The 23,241-nt window shown below is 52.8% G+C and carries 22 protein-coding genes; 9 read left to right on the plus strand and 13 right to left on the minus strand.

From position 1 onward, the window contains the following. Nucleotides 1–12 precede the first annotated feature (12 nt). Nucleotides 13–2,043 carry an alpha-amylase gene (gene malS / locus QNN88_RS16080; RefSeq protein WP_414241098.1) on the plus strand — a complete coding sequence of 677 codons (2,031 nt, stop codon included), beginning with the start codon at nucleotides 13–15 and terminating at the stop codon, nucleotides 2,041–2,043. Nucleotides 2,044–2,216: 173 nt separating this feature from the next. Beyond that, on the plus strand, nucleotides 2,217–3,470 hold the full coding sequence (gene avtA, locus QNN88_RS16085) for a valine--pyruvate transaminase (RefSeq protein ID WP_414241099.1): 1,254 nt from the start codon (nucleotides 2,217–2,219) through the stop codon (nucleotides 3,468–3,470). A gap of 34 nt (nucleotides 3,471–3,504) precedes the next feature. Here avtA and QNN88_RS16090 read toward each other — a convergent pair whose 3' ends face one another. The 3 genes from QNN88_RS16090 to QNN88_RS16100 all read right to left on the minus strand — a co-directional run bounded on the left by QNN88_RS16090 (nucleotide 3,505) and on the right by QNN88_RS16100 (nucleotide 5,869). Continuing rightward, nucleotides 3,505–3,978 carry a 4Fe-4S dicluster domain-containing protein gene (locus tag QNN88_RS16090; protein WP_414241100.1) on the minus strand — a complete coding sequence of 158 codons (474 nt, stop codon included), beginning with the start codon at nucleotides 3,976–3,978 and terminating at the stop codon, nucleotides 3,505–3,507. A 238-nt stretch (nucleotides 3,979–4,216) separates the two neighbouring features. Then, nucleotides 4,217–4,624 (minus strand): helix-turn-helix domain-containing protein, encoded by a 408-nt coding sequence (locus tag QNN88_RS16095; RefSeq protein ID WP_241029915.1) that lies wholly within the window; start codon nucleotides 4,622–4,624, stop codon nucleotides 4,217–4,219. 480 nt (nucleotides 4,625–5,104) lie between these two features. After that, nucleotides 5,105–5,869, minus strand: a complete 765-nt coding sequence (locus tag QNN88_RS16100) for a MipA/OmpV family protein (RefSeq protein ID WP_414241101.1) — start codon at nucleotides 5,867–5,869, stop codon at nucleotides 5,105–5,107. A gap of 123 nt (nucleotides 5,870–5,992) precedes the next feature. On the opposite strand from QNN88_RS16100, the gene QNN88_RS16105 reads away from it, so the two are divergent. Beyond that, nucleotides 5,993–6,967 carry a LysR family transcriptional regulator gene (locus tag QNN88_RS16105; protein WP_414241102.1) on the plus strand — a complete coding sequence of 325 codons (975 nt, stop codon included), beginning with the start codon at nucleotides 5,993–5,995 and terminating at the stop codon, nucleotides 6,965–6,967. Here the strand turns inward: QNN88_RS16105 and QNN88_RS16110 are convergent. After that, a complete protein-coding gene (locus QNN88_RS16110) occupies nucleotides 6,964–8,100 on the minus strand; it encodes an HlyD family secretion protein (RefSeq protein ID WP_414241103.1) in 1,137 nt (378 codons plus the stop codon). The two genes, QNN88_RS16105 and QNN88_RS16110, sit on opposite strands and share 4 nt — an antisense overlap. Before the next feature lie 5 nt (nucleotides 8,101–8,105). Continuing rightward, nucleotides 8,106–8,429: a DUF3302 domain-containing protein gene (locus tag QNN88_RS16115; RefSeq protein ID WP_414241104.1), complete on the minus strand. Its 324-nt coding sequence runs from the start codon at nucleotides 8,427–8,429 to the stop codon at nucleotides 8,106–8,108. Between the two features lie 183 nt (nucleotides 8,430–8,612). On the opposite strand from QNN88_RS16115, the gene QNN88_RS16120 reads away from it, so the two are divergent. After that, nucleotides 8,613–8,927 carry a hypothetical protein gene (locus QNN88_RS16120; protein WP_414241105.1) on the plus strand — a complete coding sequence of 105 codons (315 nt, stop codon included), beginning with the start codon at nucleotides 8,613–8,615 and terminating at the stop codon, nucleotides 8,925–8,927. A 48-nt stretch (nucleotides 8,928–8,975) separates the two neighbouring features. On the opposite strand, the gene aldB is transcribed toward QNN88_RS16120, so the two are convergent. Continuing rightward, a complete protein-coding gene (gene aldB, locus QNN88_RS16125) occupies nucleotides 8,976–10,508 on the minus strand; it encodes an aldehyde dehydrogenase AldB (RefSeq protein ID WP_414241106.1) in 1,533 nt (510 codons plus the stop codon). Between the two features lie 120 nt (nucleotides 10,509–10,628). Between aldB and QNN88_RS16130 the strand changes: the two genes are divergently transcribed. Next, nucleotides 10,629–11,075 (plus strand): glyoxalase, encoded by a 447-nt coding sequence (locus tag QNN88_RS16130; protein ID WP_414241107.1) that lies wholly within the window; start codon nucleotides 10,629–10,631, stop codon nucleotides 11,073–11,075. A 73-nt stretch (nucleotides 11,076–11,148) separates the two neighbouring features. On the opposite strand, the gene yiaY is transcribed toward QNN88_RS16130, so the two are convergent. From yiaY to QNN88_RS16160, 6 genes are all read right to left on the minus strand, one after another. Further along, nucleotides 11,149–12,300: an L-threonine dehydrogenase gene (gene yiaY, locus QNN88_RS16135; RefSeq protein ID WP_414241108.1), complete on the minus strand. Its 1,152-nt coding sequence runs from the start codon at nucleotides 12,298–12,300 to the stop codon at nucleotides 11,149–11,151. Nucleotides 12,301–12,484: 184 nt separating this feature from the next. Continuing rightward, on the minus strand, nucleotides 12,485–14,332 hold the full coding sequence (selB, locus tag QNN88_RS16140) for a selenocysteine-specific translation elongation factor (protein WP_414241109.1): 1,848 nt from the start codon (nucleotides 14,330–14,332) through the stop codon (nucleotides 12,485–12,487). Further along, nucleotides 14,329–15,720: an L-seryl-tRNA(Sec) selenium transferase gene (gene selA / locus QNN88_RS16145; RefSeq protein WP_414241110.1), complete on the minus strand. Its 1,392-nt coding sequence runs from the start codon at nucleotides 15,718–15,720 to the stop codon at nucleotides 14,329–14,331. Before selA ends, selB begins: the two co-directional genes overlap by 4 nt. Before the next feature lie 98 nt (nucleotides 15,721–15,818). Further along, complete coding sequence (locus tag QNN88_RS16150; RefSeq protein ID WP_414241111.1) at nucleotides 15,819–16,427, minus strand: glutathione S-transferase; 609 nt, start codon at nucleotides 16,425–16,427, stop codon at nucleotides 15,819–15,821. 72 nt (nucleotides 16,428–16,499) lie between these two features. Next, complete coding sequence (locus tag QNN88_RS16155) at nucleotides 16,500–17,636, minus strand: HlyD family secretion protein (protein WP_414241112.1); 1,137 nt, start codon at nucleotides 17,634–17,636, stop codon at nucleotides 16,500–16,502. Between the two features lie 2 nt (nucleotides 17,637–17,638). Beyond that, entirely contained in the window at nucleotides 17,639–18,001 is a 363-nt protein-coding gene (locus tag QNN88_RS16160; RefSeq protein WP_414241113.1) for a DUF3302 domain-containing protein, read from the minus strand. A 531-nt stretch (nucleotides 18,002–18,532) separates the two neighbouring features. Here QNN88_RS16160 and mtlA point away from each other — a divergent pair. From mtlA to mtlR, 3 genes are all read left to right on the plus strand, one after another. Next, on the plus strand, nucleotides 18,533–20,446 hold the full coding sequence (gene mtlA / locus QNN88_RS16165; protein WP_414241114.1) for a PTS mannitol transporter subunit IICBA: 1,914 nt from the start codon (nucleotides 18,533–18,535) through the stop codon (nucleotides 20,444–20,446). Between the two features lie 135 nt (nucleotides 20,447–20,581). Continuing rightward, nucleotides 20,582–21,727, plus strand: coding sequence for a mannitol-1-phosphate 5-dehydrogenase (mtlD, locus tag QNN88_RS16170; protein WP_414241115.1), 1,146 nt, complete (start codon nucleotides 20,582–20,584; stop codon nucleotides 21,725–21,727). Continuing rightward, a complete protein-coding gene (gene mtlR / locus QNN88_RS16175; RefSeq protein ID WP_414241116.1) occupies nucleotides 21,727–22,317 on the plus strand; it encodes a mannitol operon repressor MtlR in 591 nt (196 codons plus the stop codon). The genes mtlD and mtlR overlap by 1 nt, the downstream gene beginning before the upstream one ends. A 15-nt stretch (nucleotides 22,318–22,332) precedes the next feature. Here the strand turns inward: mtlR and QNN88_RS16180 are convergent, their stop codons facing one another. Continuing rightward, nucleotides 22,333–22,539, minus strand: coding sequence for a hypothetical protein (locus QNN88_RS16180; protein ID WP_414241117.1), 207 nt, complete (start codon nucleotides 22,537–22,539; stop codon nucleotides 22,333–22,335). Between the two features lie 287 nt (nucleotides 22,540–22,826). Here QNN88_RS16180 and QNN88_RS16185 point away from each other — a divergent pair, with 287 nt between their 5' ends. Then, nucleotides 22,827–23,189, plus strand: a complete 363-nt coding sequence (locus QNN88_RS16185) for a YibL family ribosome-associated protein (protein ID WP_414241118.1) — start codon at nucleotides 22,827–22,829, stop codon at nucleotides 23,187–23,189. The last annotated feature ends 52 nt before the right edge of the window (nucleotides 23,190–23,241 follow it).

Consider the following 23,241-nt stretch of genomic DNA (forward strand, 5'->3'; position numbering starts at 1 on the left):
AAGGACCGCACAATGAAGCTTGCCGCCATTGCTCTCGCGCTGTTGCCCGCTATCACGAGCGCCGCGACATGGACCTCTCAGGGTTTCCCCACCTTCACCGCCGAAGGAACGGGTAAGTTTACCAGCCATGCTGAGTTGACGAAGGGTACTCGTTCCTTAACGTTAAATTTTGACCAACAGTGCTGGCAGCCGGCTAACGCGATAAAACTCAATCAGATGCTGTCGCTCGTCCCGTGCGAAGGGACTCCGCCGCAGTGGCGTCTGTTCAAAGATGGCCGTTACACGCTGGAAATCGATACCCGCTCTGGCACGCCAACGTTAATAATTACGGTGCCGCGTGAGGCCGAACCTACCGCCAATGTGGTACGCCAGTGTCCAAAGTGGGATGGAAAGCCGCTGACGATAGCGGTCGCGCAGACTTTCCCGGAAGGGAGCGTGGTACGTGATTTTTACAGCGGACAGACCGCCACGGTGAAAAATGGACGGATAACGCTGCAACCCGCACCTGCCAGCAATGGCCTGCTACTGCTGGAACGGGCGCAGACCAACGCATCCGCGCCGTTCGACTGGCACAACGCCACGGTCTATTTTGTGCTCACCGACCGCTTCGAAAACGGCGATCCCTCCAATGACCAGAGTTATGGTCGCCATAAAGACGGTATGGAGGAAATCGGCACGTTTCACGGAGGCGATTTGCGTGGCCTGACCGGCAAACTGGATTATCTGCAGCAACTGGGGGTGAATGCACTGTGGATAAGCGCGCCGTTCGAACAAATCCATGGCTGGGTGGGCGGCGGCACGAAAGGCGACTTCCCGCACTATGCCTATCACGGTTATTACACGCAGGACTGGACAACCCTTGATGCCAACATGGGCAGCGAAGCCGACCTGCGCGCGCTGATTGACGGCGCGCACCAGCGCGGGATCCGTATCCTTTTTGATATTGTAATGAACCATACTGGTTACGCCACGCTGGCGGACATGCAGGAATATCAGTTCGGCGCGCTCTACCTTTCTGGCGATGAGTTGAAAAAAACGCTCGGTGAGCGCTGGACGGACTGGAAACCCGCCGCCGGGCAGAGCTGGCACAGCTTCAATGATTACATCAACTTTAGCGATAAGGTCGCCTGGGAAAAATGGTGGGGGGAAGCATGGATCCGCACTGACATTGGCGATTACGACAACCCTGGCTTTGACGATCTCACGATGTCGCTGGCTTTTCTACCGGATCTAAAGACCGAGTCGACCACCCCATCGGGCCTGCCGGTGTTTTACCAACATAAAGCCGATACGCGCGCGAAAGCCATTGAAGGCTACACGCCCCGGGATTACCTGACCCACTGGCTGAGTCAATGGGTGCGCGATTACGGTGTCGATGGATTTCGCGTCGACACGGCGAAACACGTCGAACTTCCGGCCTGGCAACAGTTAAAAGTGCAGGCCAGCGCAGCGCTGGTGGAATGGAAAAAAGCGAATCCGGACAAAGCGCTTGACGATAAGCCGTTCTGGATGACCGGTGAAGCCTGGGGACACGGCGTGATGCAGAGCGACTACTACCGCCACGGCTTTGACGCCATGATTAACTTTGACTATCAGGAGCAGGCCGCAAAAGCCGTCGATTGCCTGGCGAGTATGGATCTCGTCTGGCAGCAAATGGCGGAGAAGTTACAGGGGTTCAATGTGCTGAGCTACCTCTCGTCGCACGATACTCGTCTGTTCCGCGAAGGCGGTGATAAGGCGGCTGAGTTGCTGCTGTTAGCCCCCGGCGCCGTGCAAATATTCTATGGCGATGAATCCGCACGACCTTTCGGCCCCACTGGTTCCGACCCGCTACAGGGCACCCGCTCTGATATGAACTGGCAGGATGTCAGCGGTAAGTCAGCCGACAACGTTGCCCACTGGCAGCGCCTCGGTCAGTTCAGAGCGCGACATCCGGCCATCGGCGCAGGGCAGCAAACCACGCTCTCGCTCAAGCAGGGGTACGGTTTTGTGCGCCAGCACGGTGACGACACCGTGATGGTCATCTGGGCGGGTCAACGTTAACCTGAACCGGCGTCTGATGGCCAAAGCGCCTCAGACGCTGCAAAATAAAACACCACCCTGAATAAAATTATAAGCATAAAACGTCAAAGCCGTCGTTTCAGCTCGATTTGCACCCTGCCAGTGCTAGCGTTAAGGTAACCCCCTTCGACTCAGCGTTTGACAGACCATCCGTTATGACATTTTCACTTTTTGGCGACAAATTCACCCGCCATTCAGGCATTACCCGCCTGATGGAGGACCTCAACGACGGCTTACGCACCCCAGGCGCAATCATGCTGGGCGGTGGTAATCCAGCGCAAATTCCGGCGATGCAGGATTACTTCCAAACGCTCCTGACAGAGATGCTGGAAAACGGCAAACTCACTGATGCGCTATGCAATTATGACGGTCCGCAAGGGAAAACCGAACTGCTGGACGCGCTCGCTTCGCTACTGCGTGAGAATCTGGGTTGGGATATTGAACCGCAGAATATTGCGCTAACAAACGGCAGTCAGAGCGCATTTTTCTACTTGTTTAACCTCTTTGCTGGCCGCCGCGCTGACGGGACCGCCAAAAAGGTACTCTTCCCTCTCGCGCCGGAGTATATCGGCTATGCGGATTCCGGGCTGGAAGAGGATTTATTCGTTTCGGCGCGTCCCAATATTGAGCTGCTGCCAGAGGGCCAGTTCAAGTATCACGTTGACTTCGAACACCTGCACATTGGCGAAGAGACCGGGATGATCTGCGTCTCACGACCCACCAATCCGACGGGGAATGTTATCACCGATGAAGAGCTGATAAAACTCGATACGCTTGCCAACCAGCACGGTATTCCGTTGGTCATTGATAATGCCTATGGCGTGCCGTTCCCGAGCATTATTTTTAGCGAAGCGCGCCCGTTGTGGAATCCCAACATTGTCCTGTGTATGAGCCTCTCCAAACTGGGGTTACCCGGCTCGCGCTGCGGCATTATCATCGCCAACGAAAAAATCATCACCGCCATCGCCAATATGAACGGCATCATCAGTCTTGCGCCTGGCGGGATTGGACCGGCCATGATGTGCGAGATGATCAAGCGTAACGACCTGATGCGGCTGTCAGAAACGGTTATCAAGCCGTTCTATTTTCAGCGCGTTCAGCAAACCATTGCGATCATCCGCCGTTATTTACCTGAAAATCGCTGCTTAATTCACAAACCTGAAGGGGCAATTTTCCTTTGGCTGTGGTTCCAGGATCTGCCCATCACCACCGAGTTGCTCTACCAGCGTTTGAAAGCGCGTGGTGTATTGATGGTGCCAGGACACTACTTCTTCCCTGGACTCGACAAGCCCTGGCCGCACACGCACCAGTGTATGCGCATGAACTATGTGCCCGATCCGCAGAAAATTGAAGCTGGGGTGAAAATTCTGGCTGAAGAGGTAGAACGCGCCTGGGCGGAAAATCAGTAACGTTGTCCCGGCCTGAGCTGGCCGGGTAACGTGGTTATAAAGGCTGAGCGTGAAGGCGCTGACGCTGCACGCTCGCCGCATCCAGACAATTCAAAGCCCCCGTCGGGCAAGCCTCGACGCAGGCTGGTCCCGTATCACGATGCCAACAGAGATCGCATTTCACCGCCTGAACGCGTGAAGTTTGGGTCACGACGTTCATTGCGCCGAACGGGCACGCCAGCATGCAGCTTTTGCAGCCAATACAGCGCGTCTGCTCTACAAAAATGTGTCCCCTGTCGCGGCGAATGGCCTGTGTCGGGCAGACGTTGGCGCACGGTGCGTCTTCACACTGGTGACAGGCTACGGCGGTGGTAAAGGTATTTTCCTTAATGACCCGAATGCGTGAGACAAAGTGTCCCGCAGACACCGCGGCACAGTCCTGATTTTCCTGATGCGAGACCACGCAGGCGACTTCGCAGGTACGACAGCCTATACACTTTGCCGCATCTGCCATGATAAACCGGTTCATTGCACCCTCCCTCGCCGTAAAACCACAGAGTGCCAGAGAGGATGTTACGGCTGCCTTGATCAAACAGGGGAAATGGTCAAATTTTGTCAGATGCCTGAAGCGTTCAGGAGATTCGCCTAATACTGGCGGCCATTTCCCAGCCTGACGCAGAAAAAAAACCCTGGACGTTGACGACCAGGGGAATAATCCGCAGGCGACATCACGCTACGGAATAAGCTGACACCCGATTGAGTGATATCTATATTTGATAATCTGCCTCATCGACCACACTGTAGAGCGGTTGAATATTATCCAGTGCCAGTATGTATCCGCTTCCTTTTACGCTGACGATGGAATGCTGAGGTAACCCCAGCAAATATAATTTGTTGTTGAGATTTTTTACCATCGTGGACAAACGTTGTGTGGAAGCACTTAATTCATTTTTTTCCCAGATGTTGACGAGTAACTCATCTTTTGAAACATAATGGGTCCGGGCGTTCAGTAAAAGATAAACGAACAACCGTAGCATCGTACGGTTAAAAAAAACGCCGCCAAATGCAATAACACTGTCCATTTTATTTACCGGAAGCCTGAAAATTCTCGACTCATTGATGTCAAAAAATATTTCCCGACCTATCATAAATCCATGTAACTGGTATTCCATCATTACATACTCACGTTTTACTGAACTATCGATAGCTAAACATGTGTAAGTCCTTGTAGATATTGTCTTACGCAAGTTTAAAAAAAACTGAATTAATTTCAATAGATACCTGAAGCGATCATTTTCATCTCGCCGCAGCGTCAGTGTAGAGTGTATATCTGAAGGATAAATCCAGGCGCTGTTAAATAACCTCTAAAAACAAATTATCAGAGCGTTACTCTATTTCAGTATGAATATTCGATAGCGCAAGTTAAACGGGCATATTTATCACAAATTACAGCTTAAAATGCTGCAGCGTTTAATAATACTTCATCGAGAGGGGAATGTGACGCCCGGCAACAGACCGCTGCGGGGCCATCATCATTACAGTGTCGTTCTCTTATCAAAGTCGCAATAGAAATGGGCCGAACAACGACAGACCTGTGGATTAAATCCATCCCAGGCCGGGACAATGGTCGTTATCCGGCAATTTTTCTCACATCGTTAGAAACGCCAGCTCGTACCTGATATGAAGGTGAAGCTATCATCACGGTCGATCATCGAGCTGTCTTTGATTTCATCCGGCAGCACGCTATAGGCCGCGCTCGCCATCAAAACGATATTGTCAGTGACAGGGTATTTTGCAGTCAGGCTGACGTAAGGAACCCAACTGTCCTGCGCGGTATAGCGGTTCAGGCCGCTGCGACGGGATTCGCTGCCTGACACGCCGTAATAGTAGTCGTTGAAATTTTCATCGTAATAGAACACGCCAACAGACGGGATCAGAGCAAACTGGCCGACTGGAATTTTACGAAACAGTGACAATTCCCCCATCCAGCCATTGTTGTTATCCAGAACATCGGCGGCGGCTGCAGCTTTCACGCTGCCCCAACGCTCGTGGTGATACCACGCCGCGCCCGCCATCATTGTACTGTCACGCTGGTCGAGTTTCTTCATGGCATGGTCGTCGTTATCGGAAGGATCAAATTCCAACGGCATCCAGGAGGCAGTCAGGCTAAATTCATTTTGTTCACTTTTAGACAAAATGTAGCCCAGCGTGGTTTGCCGGACATAGAATGATTCGCCTTCATAACTAATGAGGGGAATCGCATGGGTATTTTCATTATATCCGCGATAAGGGGATTCATTATATATCGCCCCCGCACCGAGGGATAATTCCGAAGCTGATGCGCTGGCGATAAAGGAAAGAGCGAATAGCGTTATTATATTGCACTTAATATTACGTTTACTATTTCGTTTAATTAACATGCCCGACGTTCCATTTTAAACAAGCCAAAAATTCGTCGGCATAATAATGCTTACAAATTCGTCGGTGCAAGGCACGTATTTATATAGTAATATATAAAAACTTATATATATTAGGCTGCTGCGATGAATAAATTACAACTCAAGCATCGGGAATTAAAGATTATCTCGGTCATTGCTGCCAGTGAAAACATCAGTCATGCGGCGACCATTCTCGGCATCGCGCAGGCCAATGTCAGCAAGTATCTTGCTGATTTCGAATCAAAAGTCGGTCTTAAGGTTTTTGACAGGACGACCCGGCAACTGACTCTGACGCCTTTTGGTACGGCGCTTCTGCCCTACATTAATGACATGCTCGACAGAAATGAGCAGCTTAACCATTTCATTGCGGATTATAAGCACGAAAAGCGGGGACGGGTAACGGTATACGCGCCGACAGGCATCATTGCTTACTTATCGAAACAAGTGATCGCCAGAATTAAAGATATTGGCGATATCTCTTTGTCGCTGAAAACCTGCAACCTTGAGCCAAAAGCCTTTTATGAAGGCGTTGAATTTCCTGACGACTGTGACGTGTTAATCACCTATGCCCATCCGAAAGATGAATCACTGGTTGCCAGTTTTATTACCAAATACGCAGTGACGGCCTTTGCCAGCCAAACCTACCTTGAAAAGCACCCGCTAAGTCGACCTGAAGACCTCGAGCATCACTCCTGCATCCTGATTGATTCCATGATGATTGATGATGCTAACATCTGGCGCTTCAACAGCGCCGGCAGTAAAGAGATGCGGGACTATCGCGTGACGGGGAATTACGTTTGCGACAATACCCTGTCGGCGCTGGAACTGGCGCGTAATCATCTGGGTATTGTATTTGCGCCAAACGAAAGCGTGCAAAACGACCTGCAGGCCGGGACGTTAGTCCCCTGTTTTTCAGAACAGCACGAGTGGTGGCTGGACCTGGTCGCAATCTTTCGCAAGCGGGAGTACCAGCCCTGGCGAGTGCAGTATGTCCTGGATGAGATGCTACGTGAAATCCGCAACCAGCTTGCCCAGGCGCAACTGTTGCGTCCCGGGCAAGACTCAATCATCGACAATTAGTGATCGAGATAAAGGTAATGTACCCAACTTGTCATGCGTAATAGCACCTTACGCATGACCGAGACATGGCTGAAATGGTCGGAGTAGACCGCGACCTGTGCATAAATTCCATCCGGTAATGCGCTTAAATCAGCATGCTCGTTCAGCTCGATCGTCGCAATAACACCTTCCGACCCCGGTACCGTATTCAACGACTGTAACGTTCCGGTCGACTGGTAAGTTCCGCCAGGCACCGCCGGACTGATCGCAGCCAACTTACCGCTGAACACCTTGCCCGGTAAGGCATTGAATACCACTTCCGCGTCATCGCCGGGTTCCAGTCGCAGCAACGAATTCTGGCGAAATTGCGCGATGATTTGCCGCTTCTGAGCAGGAATAAACACCATCACCGGACGCAGTGGCAACGAGGCCGCATAGGTTCCTGGGCGAATCAGCACCTGGGTTACGTAACCGTCACTCGGCGCGCGAACGATAGTTTGTTCAAGGTTATATTCCGCCTCGGCCAGTTGCGCTTTCAGACTGGCGATCTGCGAGTGTTCGCCCATGACCAGGCTGTCTAACTGGCTTTGAATCTGCTGTTGTTCCGCCGCCGACGATTTCACTGAAGCCTCTTGCGCCAGGTAGTTCTGCCGTGCGACGTCGATGTCGCGCTCAGAGAACGGATTCACCTTCGCCCGGCTCCCCTGCGCATAACGCTGATATTCTTTCGCGAACTTATCTCGCGTGGCTTTTGCCTGCTGCGTATTGGCGACCATTTCATTCAGTTCGGCACCCAGCGCATGTTGCTTATACTGCGCCGTCACGATATCCGCCTGCAGACGATCTACCCTGGCCTGATAGCGCGTGGGATCCAGCCTGAACAGCACTTCACCTTTTTTAATCAGCGTATTTTTCTTGTCCGTCACTTCAATCACCACACCGGTGACCTGCGGAACCACGGGAACAGACACCACCGCTTTTTGCGCTTTAAACGTATAAGGATGGTTATAATTCATTAATAAGATTAAACCGCTGACAATAAATATGCCGCCCAGCGCCGCTGTCGGTATCGTCCATTTATTAACGGGGATTTTGAAGATTTTAAAAATCGCCCATGCGAAAGCCACATAGGTCAGGATAATCAGTAAATCCATAATAATTACTCGCCAGAAGAGGATTTCAGTTCGGCCAGTTGTTTTTCCAACCCGGCAACGCGCTCCTGGAGTTGCATAACGCCAGGTTCAGGGCTTTGCATGCCCCACCCCCGCTCTGGACGATAGAGCGTGGCCCAAATCCATAAAAAAGGCCAGATAACATGTAATGTAAACAAACTGACCCAACCCGCAACGTGAATGGCATCGGCATGAGGGTGATTGCGTTTTTTCGCAATTAAATAGGGAATATCATGTAAAACAATAATTCCGTAGAAAACAACCAAAAACACAAAAATAAGCACCCCAAGTGCAAAATAATCGAGAAACATACTCCCCCAGAGAATAATATTTAAAAATGGATGTTAAGAATGATAGTGGAATGACCAGATGTCGTGCAATTGTCATATTTATATATCGACATATGGTTTTTTATATACTGTACATTTTCGTATATTGTTTTTTAGGCAAGTCACGGTTTATTATGTTTTAACATCTAAACAGCGGGAAATAAAATGAACAACGCGGAAGTCTCATCCACCATTACCCTCAAGCGCATCAAAGCGGCCACTATCTACCGTTTATTACTCATTGGCTTAGGTATCCCAATGATATCTTTCAGTTTTATTTGCGGTGTGCTGAGCCTCTTCGGCTTCAACCTGGTGAAATGGAACGATCAACCCGTGCATGGTGTAATGGCGATTCCTGCCGCGCTGTTCAGCGGCGTGTTTATCACGGTACTGTTCACCGTTTTCATCGGCTCGATTGCTTGTCTGGGATTGTGGGTCTACAGCCGTTTCCGTCCATTGCAGGTTAAAGTGATGGATTAATCGTTATGCCCGATAAGCCACAAGCGCCATCGGGCATAACGCCGTCAGTTAAAAGAGTCCCAGCGGTTTATCAGAGTAGCTCACCAGTAAACATTTCGTCTGCTGATAGTGCTCCAGCATCATTTTGTGGGTTTCACGTCCAATCCCCGACTGCTTATAGCCGCCAAAGGCTGCGTGGGCCGGATAAGCATGGTAGCAGTTGGTCCATACGCGCCCCGCCTGAATACCGCGTCCCATTTTATACGCCAGGTTACCGTTACGGCTCCAGACGCCCGCTCCGAGACCGTACTGGGTATCGTTGGCTAACTCCAGCGCCTCGTCCATTGTTTTGAACGTGGTCACCGCCAGTACCGGGCCAAAGATCTCCTCCTGGAACACACGCATAGTATTCTGACCAAACAGGATAGTCGGTTCGAGGTAATAGCCGTCTTTCAGTTCACCTTCAAGCTGCTTACGCCGCCCGCCGGTCAGGACGTCCGCCCCTTCTTTCTTACCGATATCAATGTAATTGAGGATAGTTTCCATCTGCCCGTGAGAGACCTGTGCCCCCATTTGCGTCACGCTGTCCAACGGGTTACCGCTGCGGATGCTTTCGACGCGGCGTATGGCGCGCTCCATAAAGCGTTCATAGATGGATTCCTGCACCAGCGCGCGACTCGGACAAGTGCAAACCTCACCCTGGTTAAAGGCAAACAGCGCAAAGCCTTCCAGCGCTTTATCGAAAAAGGCATCTTCTTCGTCCATTACGTCAGCAAAGAAAATGTTGGGCGATTTCCCACCCAGCTCCAGAGTGACGGGAATGATGTTCTGTGTAGCATATTGCATGATCTGCTGCCCGACTTCCGTCGAGCCAGTGAATGCCACTTTGGCAATGCGCTTCGAGGTCGCCAGATACTCACCAATCTCACCGCCCGCACCGTTCACTACGTTCACCACGCCTGGCGGGAGGAGATCGCCAATCACTTCCATCAGCAGTAAAACGGACAGCGGCGTCAGACGAGCGGGCTTAAGCACCACGCAGTTTCCTGCCGCCAATGCGGGCGCCATTTTCCAGCTCGCCATCAATAAGGGGAAGTTCCACGGGATAATTTGTCCAACGACACCGAGCGGTTCGTGGAAGTGATAGGCCACAGTATCGCTATCCACTTCACTGATTCCGCCTTCCTGGGCGCGAATACAGGAAGCGAAATAGCGGAAATGGTCGATTGCCAGCGGGACATCTGCCGCGCTGGTTTCACGGATCGGCTTACCGTTATCCCAGGTTTCCGCCGTTGCCAGCAGTTCAAGGTTCTGCTCCATACGATCGGCAATTTTGAACAGAACCGCCGCCCGATCCTGAACAGAGGTATGTGCCCACTGATCTTTTACCTTGTGGGCCGCGTCAAGCGCCAGGTCAATGTCCCTTTTACCGGAAGAAGCCACTTCGCATAACAGTTGCCCGGTAACGGGCGTCAGGTTCTGGTAATATTCGCCGTCACTCGGGGCAACCCAGTCGCCACCGATAAAATTGTCGTAACGGGCCTTTAACTTCAGGGGAAAACCATACTCGCCGGGCTGAATACGGGGGGGATTATTCGTCATGATCGTCTCCTTGCTACAGGGGTATAACAAGGGTAGTCGGCGCTGGCGATTTTCTCGCCAGGGTGTGATAGCTTTACGACTACGGTCACGTTATCTGTATGGCTATTTCAAGGAGTGAGCATGAAGAATGAACATCCCGGTGTAGATGTGCTGTTTGTTGCCGGTTTTGGCCCGATTACGCGCAACACAGAAGCCAGTTCTGCTTTCTATGAATCGACGCTGGGCCTGCCGGTTAAGCCGATGGAAGGCAATGAACAGTATCTGTTTACCGAACTCGACACATTGGATGGCGTGAAGCATTTCGCACTCTGGCCCCTCGCGCAGGCGGCCTTCTCCTGCTTTGGTCATGAACAGTGGCCGTCTGACCTGCCAGTGCCTCAGGCATGGGTGGAGTTTGAGGTGAGGGATATCGACACAGCAACACAAGCGCTGCTGGATCAAGGTTATACGCTGCTGGTCGCCAGCCGGATGGAACCGTGGGGACAAAAAGTCACGCGCTTGTTGAGTCCGGAAGGCATTCTGACCGGCGTGACGATTACCCCGTGGCTGCGCAGTAAGGTGACGTGATCAACTCATCGGATGATATTATCTGGCCTGCAAACCCCGTCCGATCGGCAAGCCAGATAATCAATTAAACGAATTACATCGCCGCGCGATAGATAGCCATAATCTCGTCGTGTGTGGCCTGGATGGGGTTAGTCAGACCGCAGGCATCTTTCAGCGCATTGGTCGCCAGCACCGGAATATCGTCTTCTTTCACGCCCAGATCGCGCAGGCCCGCAGGGATGTTGACCTGCTGCGCCAGCGCACGGATCGCCTCGATACAGGCTTCTGCTCCTTCGGCATCGGTCATCCCCGCAACGTGTACGCCCATTGCTGCCGCACAATCACGCAGACGCGCTGCGGCCACCTGACTGTTGAATACCTGAACGTGCGGCAGCAGGACGGCATTACACACGCCGTGCGGCAGGTCATAGAAACCGCCTAACTGGTGCGCCATTGCGTGGACATAGCCTAATGAGGCGTTATTAAAGGCCATACCCGCCAGGAACTGCGCATAAGCCATCGCTTCACGCGCATGCACATTACCACCCGATTCCACAGCGATGCTCAGATTGTCAGAAATCATGGTCACCGCTTTCAGCGCGCAGGCATCGGTGATCGGCGTGGCGGCCACAGAGACATAGGCTTCAATCGCATGGGTCAGCGCATCCATGCCGGTTGCCGCCGTCAGCGATTTTGGCATGCCGATCATCAGCGACGCGTCATTTACGGAGAGCAACGGCGTGACGTGTTTATCCACAATCGCCATTTTGATATGACGATCGACGTCTGTGATGATGCAAAAACGCGTCATTTCAGAGGCGGTTCCTGCCGTGGTGTTAATGGCAATCATCGGCAACTGGGGTTTTGCCGAGCGATCGACACCTTCATAATCACGAATATCGCCCCCATTCGCAGCCACCAGCGCAATCCCTTTGGCGCAATCATGTGGAGAACCGCCGCCCAGCGAAATAACGCTGTCACAATCATTTTCTTTCAGGATCTTCAGGCCGTCGGCGACATTAATTGTCGTCGGATTAGGGTGTGTGCCATCAAATATGACGCTGAAAATATCATGTTCCTGCAATGCTTTTTGAATATCACCCGCCATGCCGAGCTTCGTTAGCACACTGTCCGTAACAATTAACGTCCGACGAAAGCCATATTCTGCCATAGCATTCATTGCATCTTTTAATGAATCAGTCCCGATTATATTCACTGAAGGAATATAAAATGTTGAAGCAGCCATATGCTCAATCCTTAATAGTTTTAGAAGGGGTTGCAGCATACGAACGAATCTCTGAAGAAAATATGATCGTAGTGGTATTTATTTAATGAAAAAATAAAAGAGCACATTAGGCTACAAATTAATGGGCTCTTTTCGTCTCAACCTATTTATTAGGTCAATTCATTCTTATTTTTAATAAATTGTATTATTTCTTTTCCGGAAATAATAATGCATCACGTAACAGGTGATCGTTTCCACGGCGACGCGTAAAGCCAATGCGGTCGAAATATTCCAGAATCTGAATCGCCAGCTTTCGGCCTACGCCCAACCGATCGCGAAAATCCGCAGCGCAGGTTGAGCCTTTCTCCTGATCCAGTTCGCGGATCATGCTGGCGAAAGCCACAATGCGATCGTTACGGTAGTAACGATCTTTTACGATCGCCGTAATCATCCCCTGCTGTGCTGCCTGCCGCAGTACCAGTCGCATGGTCTGTTCCTCGGTTGCGGTTTCGCGGGCAAGATCGCGGACCCACCAGGGCTCGTCACCAAACAACGGCGCGGCCTTAAGCCAGGTAGCTTGCTGTTCGTCCGTGAATCCGGCTTTATGATCCGGCAGATGCAGCCAGCCATGATGGCTGTGAATATCACCGCTGTCGCGCATTTGTTCAATCAGCAACAGCACCAGCGCTTCATCTTCCATCGGCAGCGCCATGCGGCGCAGGCGTTCGCGCCCCGGTCCTGGCTCATCGCGATGCTGTTCATGATAAGTCGCCAGCGTGTCGAGGATTTTGCGCTGCCAGCGAGCGGCAACTTCCGCATTCAGCAGGCTGTAACCCGCCTGAATAAAACCATGCTGGTGAACAAGCGAACGCATACCGTCGCCATTCAGCTGACGTGCCCACGCGAAGTCCGGTAAATTAACCGCCCCACGTTGCAGATGAATAGCCAGCGCGGCACCGTCATCTTTCGCCGCCGCCAGCGACGCCAGCCATTGCAAATACTCTGGTTTACGTTTACCGCGACGTGGCGGATTAAGGGCAACGACCCGCGCTCCGGCAAGGGTGGCGCGCGCGGAGATATCGCGCAGCACCAGGCGGTCGTTATCGGCCAGCAGCAGTGGCGTATCAAACACCAGCTCCGCCAGGTTATCTTCCAGCAGCGATACGCGCCCGGTTACATGGCTCGCCGCATGGTGAATGTGTAGCGGCTGCCACTGCGTAAGCGGAACGTGGCTTTCCAGCGCGACAATCACCCGAGTGAACGGCTCAGGCGGGGCGTCTGAAAGCAACCAGTCCCCCCGGTTTAGCTGTTCTTTCTCGGCATCACCGACGATATTCAGCGCGATACGCTGCCCGGCGTGGGCATGTTCGCTCGCCTGGTTTTGCGCGTGAAGTCCGCGCACGCGCACAGATGAGTTCACGCCGGTCAGCCACAGCGTATCCCCAACGTTTACTTCACCGCTCAGCGCGGTGCCGGTCACCACCAGCCCGGCGCCTTTTACGGTAAAGGCACGATCGATAGCCAGCCGGAACGTCTGATTCCGGGCGTGTTCGCGGGCGGGCAGTTGCTGCAAGTGTTCGCGTAATGCGTCAATTCCACGGCCTTCATTCGCGGCCGTCACAAATAGCGTCGCCTGTGCAAAGCCGTACTCGCGCAGGACATCCTCCACCTGCTGTTGGACCTCCTGCACCCGCGCCTCATCCACACGATCGGCTTTGGTCAGCGCCACAGTCAGCGTCGGATTCCCGGTCAATTGCAGGATAGCCAGGTGTTCACGCGTTTGCGCCATCATGCCATCGTCGCAGGCTACCACCAGCAATGCATGATCGATACCGCCCACGCCCGCCAGCATGTTTGAAAGAAACTTCTCGTGACCGGGAACATCAATAAAGCCCAGCACGCGCCCGTCCGGCTGCGGCCAGTAGGCATAGCCCAGGTCAATCGTCATGCCGCGCTTTTTCTCTTCCGGCAGGCGGTCGGCATTCACACCGGTAATGGCCTGCAGCAACGTCGTTTTTCCGTGATCGACATGTCCGGCGGTCGCAATAATCATTTCAACAGCATCTCCATAAACCGGGTCTCATCTTCAAGACAGCGTAAATCCAGCCACAGGCGGCCCTCGTAAATCCGACCGATAACGGGAATCGGCAGCCCACGCCAGCGGGCCGCCAGCGCTTCAAGATGGCTTCCGCGACCGTCGTGCGGTGTAAAGGTTAATGCCGCGCTGGGGAGCCTATCAACCGGCAAAGAGCCACTGCCGATTTGCGACAGGCAGGGCAGCACTTTTACCGCAAACTCCGCGCCATAGTGCGCGGTCAGCGGTGCCAGAAGCCGCTCCGCCTGAGCCTGAACCGCCTCTTTGCTTCGGGTTAATAACCGCAACGTCGGCAATTTCTCAACCAGCGCTTCCGGATGCAGATACAGACGCAACGTCGCTTCCAGCGCCGCCAGGGTCATTTTATCCGCCCGCAGCGCGCGTTTGAGCGGATGGCTTTGCAATCGTGCGATCATCTCTTTTTTACCGACGATAATCCCGGCCTGCGGACCGCCTAACAGCTTGTCGCCCGAGAAACTCACCAGACTGACGCCCGCCGCAATCAACTGCTGCGGCATTGGCTCTTTTGGCAGACCGTACTGGCTCAAATCAACCAGTGAACCGCTGCCAAGATCGGCCACGACCGGAATATCCAGCGCCTGGCCAAGCTGGCCCAGTTCCGTTTCATCAACAGAGTGAGTGAAACCTTCGATACTGTAATTACTGGTATGCACCTTCATCAGCAATGCGGTGTTTTCATTCACAGCCTGGCGGTAGTCGTCGGTATGCGTCCGGTTAGTGGTGCCGACTTCATGCAGCGTACACCCCGCCTGGCGCATGACATCCGGGATACGAAACGCGCCGCCAATCTCCACCAGCTCACCGCGTGAAACCACCACCTCTTTACCGGCGGCGGTAGCAGCCAGCATTAGCAGCACCGCCGCGGCGTTGTTATTCACGATACAGGCATCTTCCGCCCCGGTGATGCGGCACAGCAAATCGGCCAGCGCGCGATCGCGATGCCCCCGTCCCGCACCGTCCAGATCATACTCCAGCGTCACCGGCGAGCGCATGGCCTGTGCCACTGCCGCAACCGCCTCTTCGGCCTGTAAGGCGCGCCCCAGGTTGGTGTGCAACACCGTCCCCGTCAGGTTGATAACCGGACGCAGCGCACTCCGGGCCTCCTTTTCCAGCCGGAGATTCACTTCCTGCGCCCAGTTATCACACCACGCAGGCAACGTCTGCGTATCGCGAATCACCTCTCTCGCTTCATCAAGCAGTTGACGAAGCAGATCAACGATACGGGTATGCCCGTGGGTTTCACGCAGGGTAAGAAAATCATCTTCACGCAATAAGCGATCAATGGCGGGTAGCTGACTGTAGAGCGAACGCGTTTCGGTCGTCATGAAAAGGCCTGGCTGTGGGTGGCCCTCTCCACAACAGAGAGGGATATCGACATAGGGGGGATTGTAACGTGAGATCGCTCAGACGGACAGAATGTACATCAAGCCTTTGGTGGTTCCGTACGGGCAAAGCTTTCGCGCTGGAACAGGGTTTCCACCAGTTTGACCAGATTGGGCCGGTCGACGCACCAGCCAGGCGACACGCGACGGAAGTTGAGATATCCCACCGCACACGCAATCGCGATAGTGGCCAGATTAACCGTGTCAGGTTTAATCGTCCCGTCCACCAGGTACGCTTCCAGTGCATCCAGGCTGCGGTTGATTTTCTCACGCTGGCGCAACAGCTCGGTTTCAGATTGTTGCGCGGCGGGGCGTGCCTGCTCACGCACGGACACCAGGCCAGCATCCATGATGCCATCGGCGAGCGCCTCAAGTTGTCGGACTTTCAGCGAAGCCAGCGGTTCACGCGGCAGCATCGCCGGTGCAATATCCAGCAACTCTATGTATTCCGCAATAATGGGCGAATCGAACCAGTACTCTCCCTCGTCAGTCACCAGCGCCGGTACTTTTCCTAGCGGGTTATACTGCGCCACGCCGTTTTCCGCGTTGTAGGGCAGTTCATTCACAAATTCGAACGTGATGCCTTTTTCCAGCAGCAGGATCGAAATTTTACGTACAAACGGGCTGGTGTAGCTACCAATGAGTTTCATGATCAGTCCTTTTCGCCAACACAAAACAATGAGTATGGCTCACGCAGCGGGAAAAGGCAGGTGACATCGCTCTCAATGATCTAAATAAAGATAGTGCATCCAACTGGTCATACGCAGGAGTACCTTACGCATCACCGAAACATGGGAGAAATGGTCAGAATAGACCGCCACCTGCGCGTAGATACCGTCGGGCAAGGCATCCACATCGGCATTGGGATCCAGTTCAATCGTCGCCAGGACGCCGTCGGTTCCTGGCACCACCGTCAGGGACTGTAATGCCCCCTGAGCCTGATACGAACCGCCCGGCACCACGGGCAATATGCTGGTCAACTTACCGTGAAAAACTTGCCCTGGAAGCGCGTTGAATACCACTTCCGCGTCGTCGCCGGGTTCAAGACGAAGCAGCGAGTTCTGCCGGAACTGAGCGACAATCTGCCGTTTTTGTTCGGGGATAAAGACCATCACCGGACGCAATGGCAGCGCGGCGGCGTAAGTACCGGGTCGAATCAACACCTGGGTGACATAGCCGTTGCTGGGCGCACGAATAATGGTTTGATCGAGGTTGTATTTGGCTTCTGCCAGTTGCGCCCGCAGGCTGACAATCTGCGACTGTTCGCCGTTGACCATGCTGTCTAACTGGCTTTGAATTTGCGCCTGCTCGGCCACCGAACCTTTTACCAGCGCATCCTGCGCCAGATAGTTTTGCCGGGCGTTATCAATATCGCTTTCTGAGAAGGGGTTCACCCGCGCCTGACTGCCCTTGAGGTAACGTTGATAATCTTTATACAACCGATCGCGCTCCGCAGAGACACGCGTGGTATTGGCCTGCGCTTCTGAGAGCTGGGCTTTCAGCGTCTGGATATTATGCGTGGCGGTGACCAGATCGGCCTGTAGCCTGTCCACACGCGCCTGATAGCGAACCGGGTCGAGTTTAAATAGCACTTCGCCCTTTTTAATCAGTTGGTTATTTTTATCCGTTACCTCACTGACAATTCCGGTAACCTGCGGCGTAACAGGAATGGAAATAACCGCTTTTTGCGCGGTAAAGGTGTACGGATGGTTATAGTTCATTAACAGGATCAGACCGCTTACCAGAAATACGCCGCCTAATGCCGCTGTTGCCAGCGTCCATTGATTGACCGGAATACGGAATATTTTGAAGACTGCCCACGCCAGCGCGACGTAGGTTAATACAATCAACAGATCCATGATTAAATCTCCGGAAACGTCGTATTGTCAGCCGTTTTAACCTCGGCCAGTTTTTTCTCGAGTTGTGTAATACGCGCGGATAACGCGTCAATTTCCGGATCAGGGGCCCGGGCTGGCAAGGTGGCGTGAGGCTGCATGCCCCAGCCGCGTTCCGGTTGGTAGAGGGTTGCCCAAATCCACAAAAACGGCCAGATCACATGGAGCGTAAACAGGCTTACCCAGCCTGCGGTATGTATCGCATCAGCATGCGGATGGTTGCGCTTCTTAGCAATTAAATAGGGAATATCATGAATAGCGATAATGCCGTAGAAAATGACCAGAAAAACGAAGATCAGCACACCCAACGCGAAATAATTCAGAAACATATCTGCCTCGGCTTCACGCTAATTCAAATTTGAGATAGTGGGCAGCCGAAAGCAATTTGGCTGATGATTTGAACATAATTCGAGTTCTGCATTTTCGCCATCAGGCCAGAAAATATTTTTCCCTCTTCGCGGTTACTTAATGACATCCTGCAATAACGTGCGCATGGGAATCGGCGCAGGATCACATTGAGAAAAATTCGGATGACGATTTATTGTGATTTAAGTCTCAAATTTCCAACAAACCACCCGAAGCAAAACGTGAAACTCATCACAAATTAATGCCATTAATGGTTTAAAACGAAGGTTTGTTGTTTTTCTACACAATGATTTTGTGATGCAAATCACATCAATTACCTCCCTACCCCCTATATTTATGTGATTTAAATCACAATAAGTTTCACTGACTGGACAGTTTAACGATTCAGTGCCAGATTTCGCAGTATCTACAGGGTCCGGCTACCTCTGCCGCTACATTAACAAAACCTCGGGCTTCCAGCCTGCGCGACAGCAAACATAAGAAGGGGTGTTTTTATGTCATCCGATATTAAGATCAAGGTGCAAAGCTTTGGTCGATTCCTCAGCAATATGGTGATGCCAAATATCGGCGCGTTTATCGCGTGGGGTATTATCACCGCACTATTTATTCCGACAGGGTGGTTGCCAAACGAAACGCTGGCGAAGCTGGTCGGCCCGATGATCACTTATCTCCTGCCGCTGCTGATCGGTTATACCGGCGGTAGACTGGTGGGCGGCGAACGCGGCGGCGTGGTGGGGGCAATCACCACCATGGGCGTTATCGTCGGCGCAGACATGCCGATGTTCCTCGGCGCGATGATTGCCGGTCCGCTGGGCGGCTGGGCAATCAAACATTTCGATGGTTGGGTAGACGGTAAGATCAAATCCGGTTTTGAGATGCTGGTGAATAACTTCTCCGCTGGCATTATCGGCATGATCCTCGCCATTCTGGCGTTCCTCGGCATTGGTCCGGCGGTTGAAGTACTGTCGAAAGTGCTGGCAGCGGGCGTTAACTTCATGGTTGTCCATGACATGCTGCCGCTGGCGTCTATCTTCGTTGAACCGGCGAAAATCCTGTTCCTGAACAACGCCATCAACCACGGTATCTTCTCACCGCTGGGTATTCAGCAGTCCCATGAGATGGGTAAATCCATCTTCTTCCTGATTGAAGCCAACCCGGGTCCGGGGATGGGCGTGCTGCTGGCGTACATGTTCTTCGGCCGTGGTAGCGCTAAACAGTCTGCGGGTGGTGCGGCAATCATCCACTTCCTGGGCGGTATCCACGAAATTTACTTCCCGTATGTGCTCATGAACCCGCGTCTGATCCTCGCCGTTATCCTTGGCGGTATGACGGGCGTGTTTACGCTGACTATCCTCAACGGCGGTCTGGTTTCTCCGGCATCTCCGGGTTCTATCCTGGCCGTGCTGGCGATGACGCCAAAAGGCGCCTACTTCGCTAACCTCGCGGCAATCTTCGCGGCGATGGCGGTTTCCTTTGTTGTCTCAGCCATTCTGCTGAAAACCAGCAAAGTGAAAGAAGAAGACGACATTGAAGCGGCGACCCGTCGTATGCAGGATATGAAAGCCGAATCCAAAGGCGGCACCCCGCTGTCTGCTGGCGATGTCACCAACGATCTGAGCCACGTGCGTAAAATCATCGTTGCCTGTGATGCCGGTATGGGTTCCAGCGCAATGGGTGCCGGCGTACTGCGTAAGAAAGTGCAGGATGCAGGCCTGAGCCATATCTCTGTCACCAACAGCGCCATTAACAACCTGCCGCCGGATGTTGACCTGGTCATCACCCACCGTGACCTGACCGAACGTGCAATGCGTCAGGTGCCGCAGGCGCAGCATATTTCGCTGACCAACTTCCTCGACAGCGGTCTTTATTCCAGCCTCACCGAGCGTCTGGTTGCCGCTCAGCGCCACACGGACAACGAAGTCAAAGTTCGCGACAGCCTGAAAGACAGCTTTGATGAAGGGGATAACAACCTGTTTAAACTGGGTGCGGAAAATATCTTCCTCGGCCGTACGGCTGCAACGAAAGAAGAGGCGATTCGCTTCGCCGGTGAGCAACTGGTGAAAGGCGGTTATGTTGAGCCGGAATACGTCGATGCGATGCTGGAACGTGAAAAGCTGACCCCGACCTATCTGGGCGAGTCTATCGCGGTTCCACACGGTACGGTTGACGCGAAAGATCGCGTCCTGAAAACGGGTGTCGTGTTCTGTCAGTATCCGCAAGGTGTGCGTTTCGGTGAAGAAGAAGACGACATCGCCCGACTGGTGATTGGTATCGCTGCCCGTAACAACGAGCATATTCAGGTGATCACCAGCCTGACCAATGCGCTGGATGACGAATCGGTCATCGAACGCCTGGCTAACACCACCAGCGTGGATGAAGTACTGACGCTGCTGGCAGGTCGTAAGTAAACCCTTTAGCCCGATGGCGCTGCATTTATCGGGCTACAAAATCCTCTCCCTTGTGGAGAGGGTTTGGGTGAGGGAACATCCGGTTACCCCTCACCCCAGCCCTCTTGGGTAAAAACATTAATGAAGGTTACTACTATGAAAGCATTACATTTTGGCGCAGGTAATATCGGTCGTGGCTTTATCGGCAAACTGCTGGCGGACGCGGGGATACAACTGACATTCGCTGATGTAAATCAGGTCGTGCTCGACGCCCTGAATGCCCGTCATAGCTACCAGGTTCACGTTGTGGGTGAAAATGAGCAGGTGGATACCGTGACTGGCGTCAACGCGGTAAGCAGCATTGGCGACGATGTTGTTGAGCTGATCGCCCAGGTTGATCTGATCACCACTGCGGTTGGCCCGGTGGTGCTTGAGCGCATTGCGCCTGCCATCGCTAAAGGCCTGGTCAAACGCAAAGCGCAAGGCATTACCACCCCGCTGAATATCATCGCTTGTGAAAACATGGTGCGCGGCACCACGCAGTTGAAAGGCCACGTGATGAATGCGCTGGCCGAAGATGATAAAGCCTGGGTTGACGCCCATATCGGTTTCGTGGATTCCGCGGTTGACCGCATCGTGCCGCCTTCCGCCTCGGCCACTCACGATCCGCTGGAAGTGACCGTCGAAACCTTCAGCGAGTGGATCGTTGATAAAACCCAGTTCAAAGGCGAGTTGCCGAACATCCCGGGAATGGAATTAACCGATAACCTGATGGCATTTGTCGAACGTAAACTCTTCACGCTGAACACCGGTCATGCTATAACCGCGTACCTCGGTAAATTGACCGGTCATCAGACCATCCGTGACGCGATTCTCGACGAGAAAATCCGCGCTGTGGTAAAAGGGGCAATGGAAGAGAGCGGCGCGGTATTGATTAAACGCTACGGTTTTGATGCCGACAAACATGCGGCATACATTCAGAAAATCCTCGGTCGTTTTGAAAACCCGTACCTGAAAGATGACGTTGAGCGCGTTGGCCGTCAGCCGCTGCGTAAGCTGAGCGCGGGCGACCGTTTGATCAAACCGCTGTTAGGTACGCTGGAATACGGCCTGCCGCACGTGAATCTGGTCAAAGGAATTGCTGCCGCGATGCACTTCCGTAGCGAAGAGGATCCGCAGGCGCAAGAACTGGCCACGCTGATTGCCGATAAAGGCCCACAGGCTGCGCTTGCGCAGGTTTCGGGACTGGATATCGACAGCGAGGTCGTTGCTGAGGCCGTAAGCGCATATAACGCGAAGTAATGCTGCAGGAACTGGCGCAGGAGCCCCTGCGCCTGATTAATGAATTGTCAGATATGCAGGCAATAATGGAACAAACCCAGGCCTTTGAAAATCGTGTGCTTGAGCGTCTGAATGCTGGCAAAACCGTACGAAGCTTCCTGATCACCGCCGTGGAGTTACTTACCGAGGCGGTAAACATTCTGGTGCTTCAGGTGTTTCGCAAAGATGATTACGCAGTAAAGTACGCTGTAGAACCGTTACTCGACGGCGACGGACCGCTGGGCGATCTGTCTGTGCGTCTGAAGTTAATCTACGGGCTGGGCGTGCTGAGTCGTCCTGAGTATGAAGACGCGGAATTGCTGATGGCGATGCGTGAAGAGATGAATCATGACGGCAATGAATATGCCTTCACGGATGATGAGATTCTCGGGCCGTTTGCAGAACTCCATTGCGTCGTCGCGTTACCACCACCACCACAATTTGACGTCACCGACCCCAGCCTGTACGCGATGCAAACCCAGCGCTACCAGCAAGCGGTGCGATCAACGATGGTTCTTTCCCTGACTGAGCTGATTTCTAAAATCAGCTTAAAAAAGGCCTTCCAGAAGTAAGCCTCTCTCTGCCTGCTACTCCTTTTCCCGCACGGGTTGATACAGACGCCGGTAATAATTCAGTCGTTGCAGGTACATCTGCGCATTTTCAGCAGGCACTTCGCTCGGAACGTCATCACGCTCAGGCATTTTATTCAGATACTCTTTAAATGCCTGACTTGAGGCCATAAAATCCACAGCTTTATCAATCAGAAGCGGAACATTCTCGCCTATTTTTGCCATGTTATCTCCTCCATGCGGTCCTGCCGTGCTTAAACGCAACGGTCAATTTTAGTGTAGGATCGTCCGCGTTATAACATTAAGGAAAACGTGCTTAATTCGTCGGCGGAAAGTTATCCCTTACATGATCCTGTTATCGTCTAAAATCATAAATTAATCAGGTTATTACAAAAATAGCTAGCGAGTTAATATTCGCATCATTTGATTATTTTTATCCCATTAGTTGTGAATAAACCCGCTCTGCGCGCATACTATAGGCTATTCACCCTATTTCTATCAGAAGCCATACCATGAAAGAAGTCGAAAAAAACGAAATAAAACGTCTGAGCGATCGCCTCGACGCCATCCGCCACCAGCAAGCCGATCTGTCACTGGTTGAAGCCGCCGATAAATACGCGGAGCTGGAAAAAGAGAAAGCCACGCTGGAAGCGGAAATCGCCCGGCTGCGTGACGTCCACAGTCAGAAACTGAGTAAAGAAGCGCAGAAGCTCATGAATCTGCCGTTTCGCCGTGCGATTACCAAAAAAGAGCAGGCCGATATGGGCAAGCTGAAAAAAAGCGTACGGGGCCTGGTGGTGGTTCACCCAATGACCGCGCTGGGTCGTGAAATGGGACTGCAAGAGATGACCGGCTTCGCAAAGACCGAGTTCTGATATTCCGCCAGGCGGCATCTATGCTACCTGGCACGTCATCTGATTGGCCCTA

Source organism: Citrobacter sp. ANG330 (assembly GCF_047467925.1).
In the GTDB taxonomy this organism is placed as follows: Bacteria; Pseudomonadota; Gammaproteobacteria; order Enterobacterales; family Enterobacteriaceae; genus Citrobacter_A; species Citrobacter_A amalonaticus_G.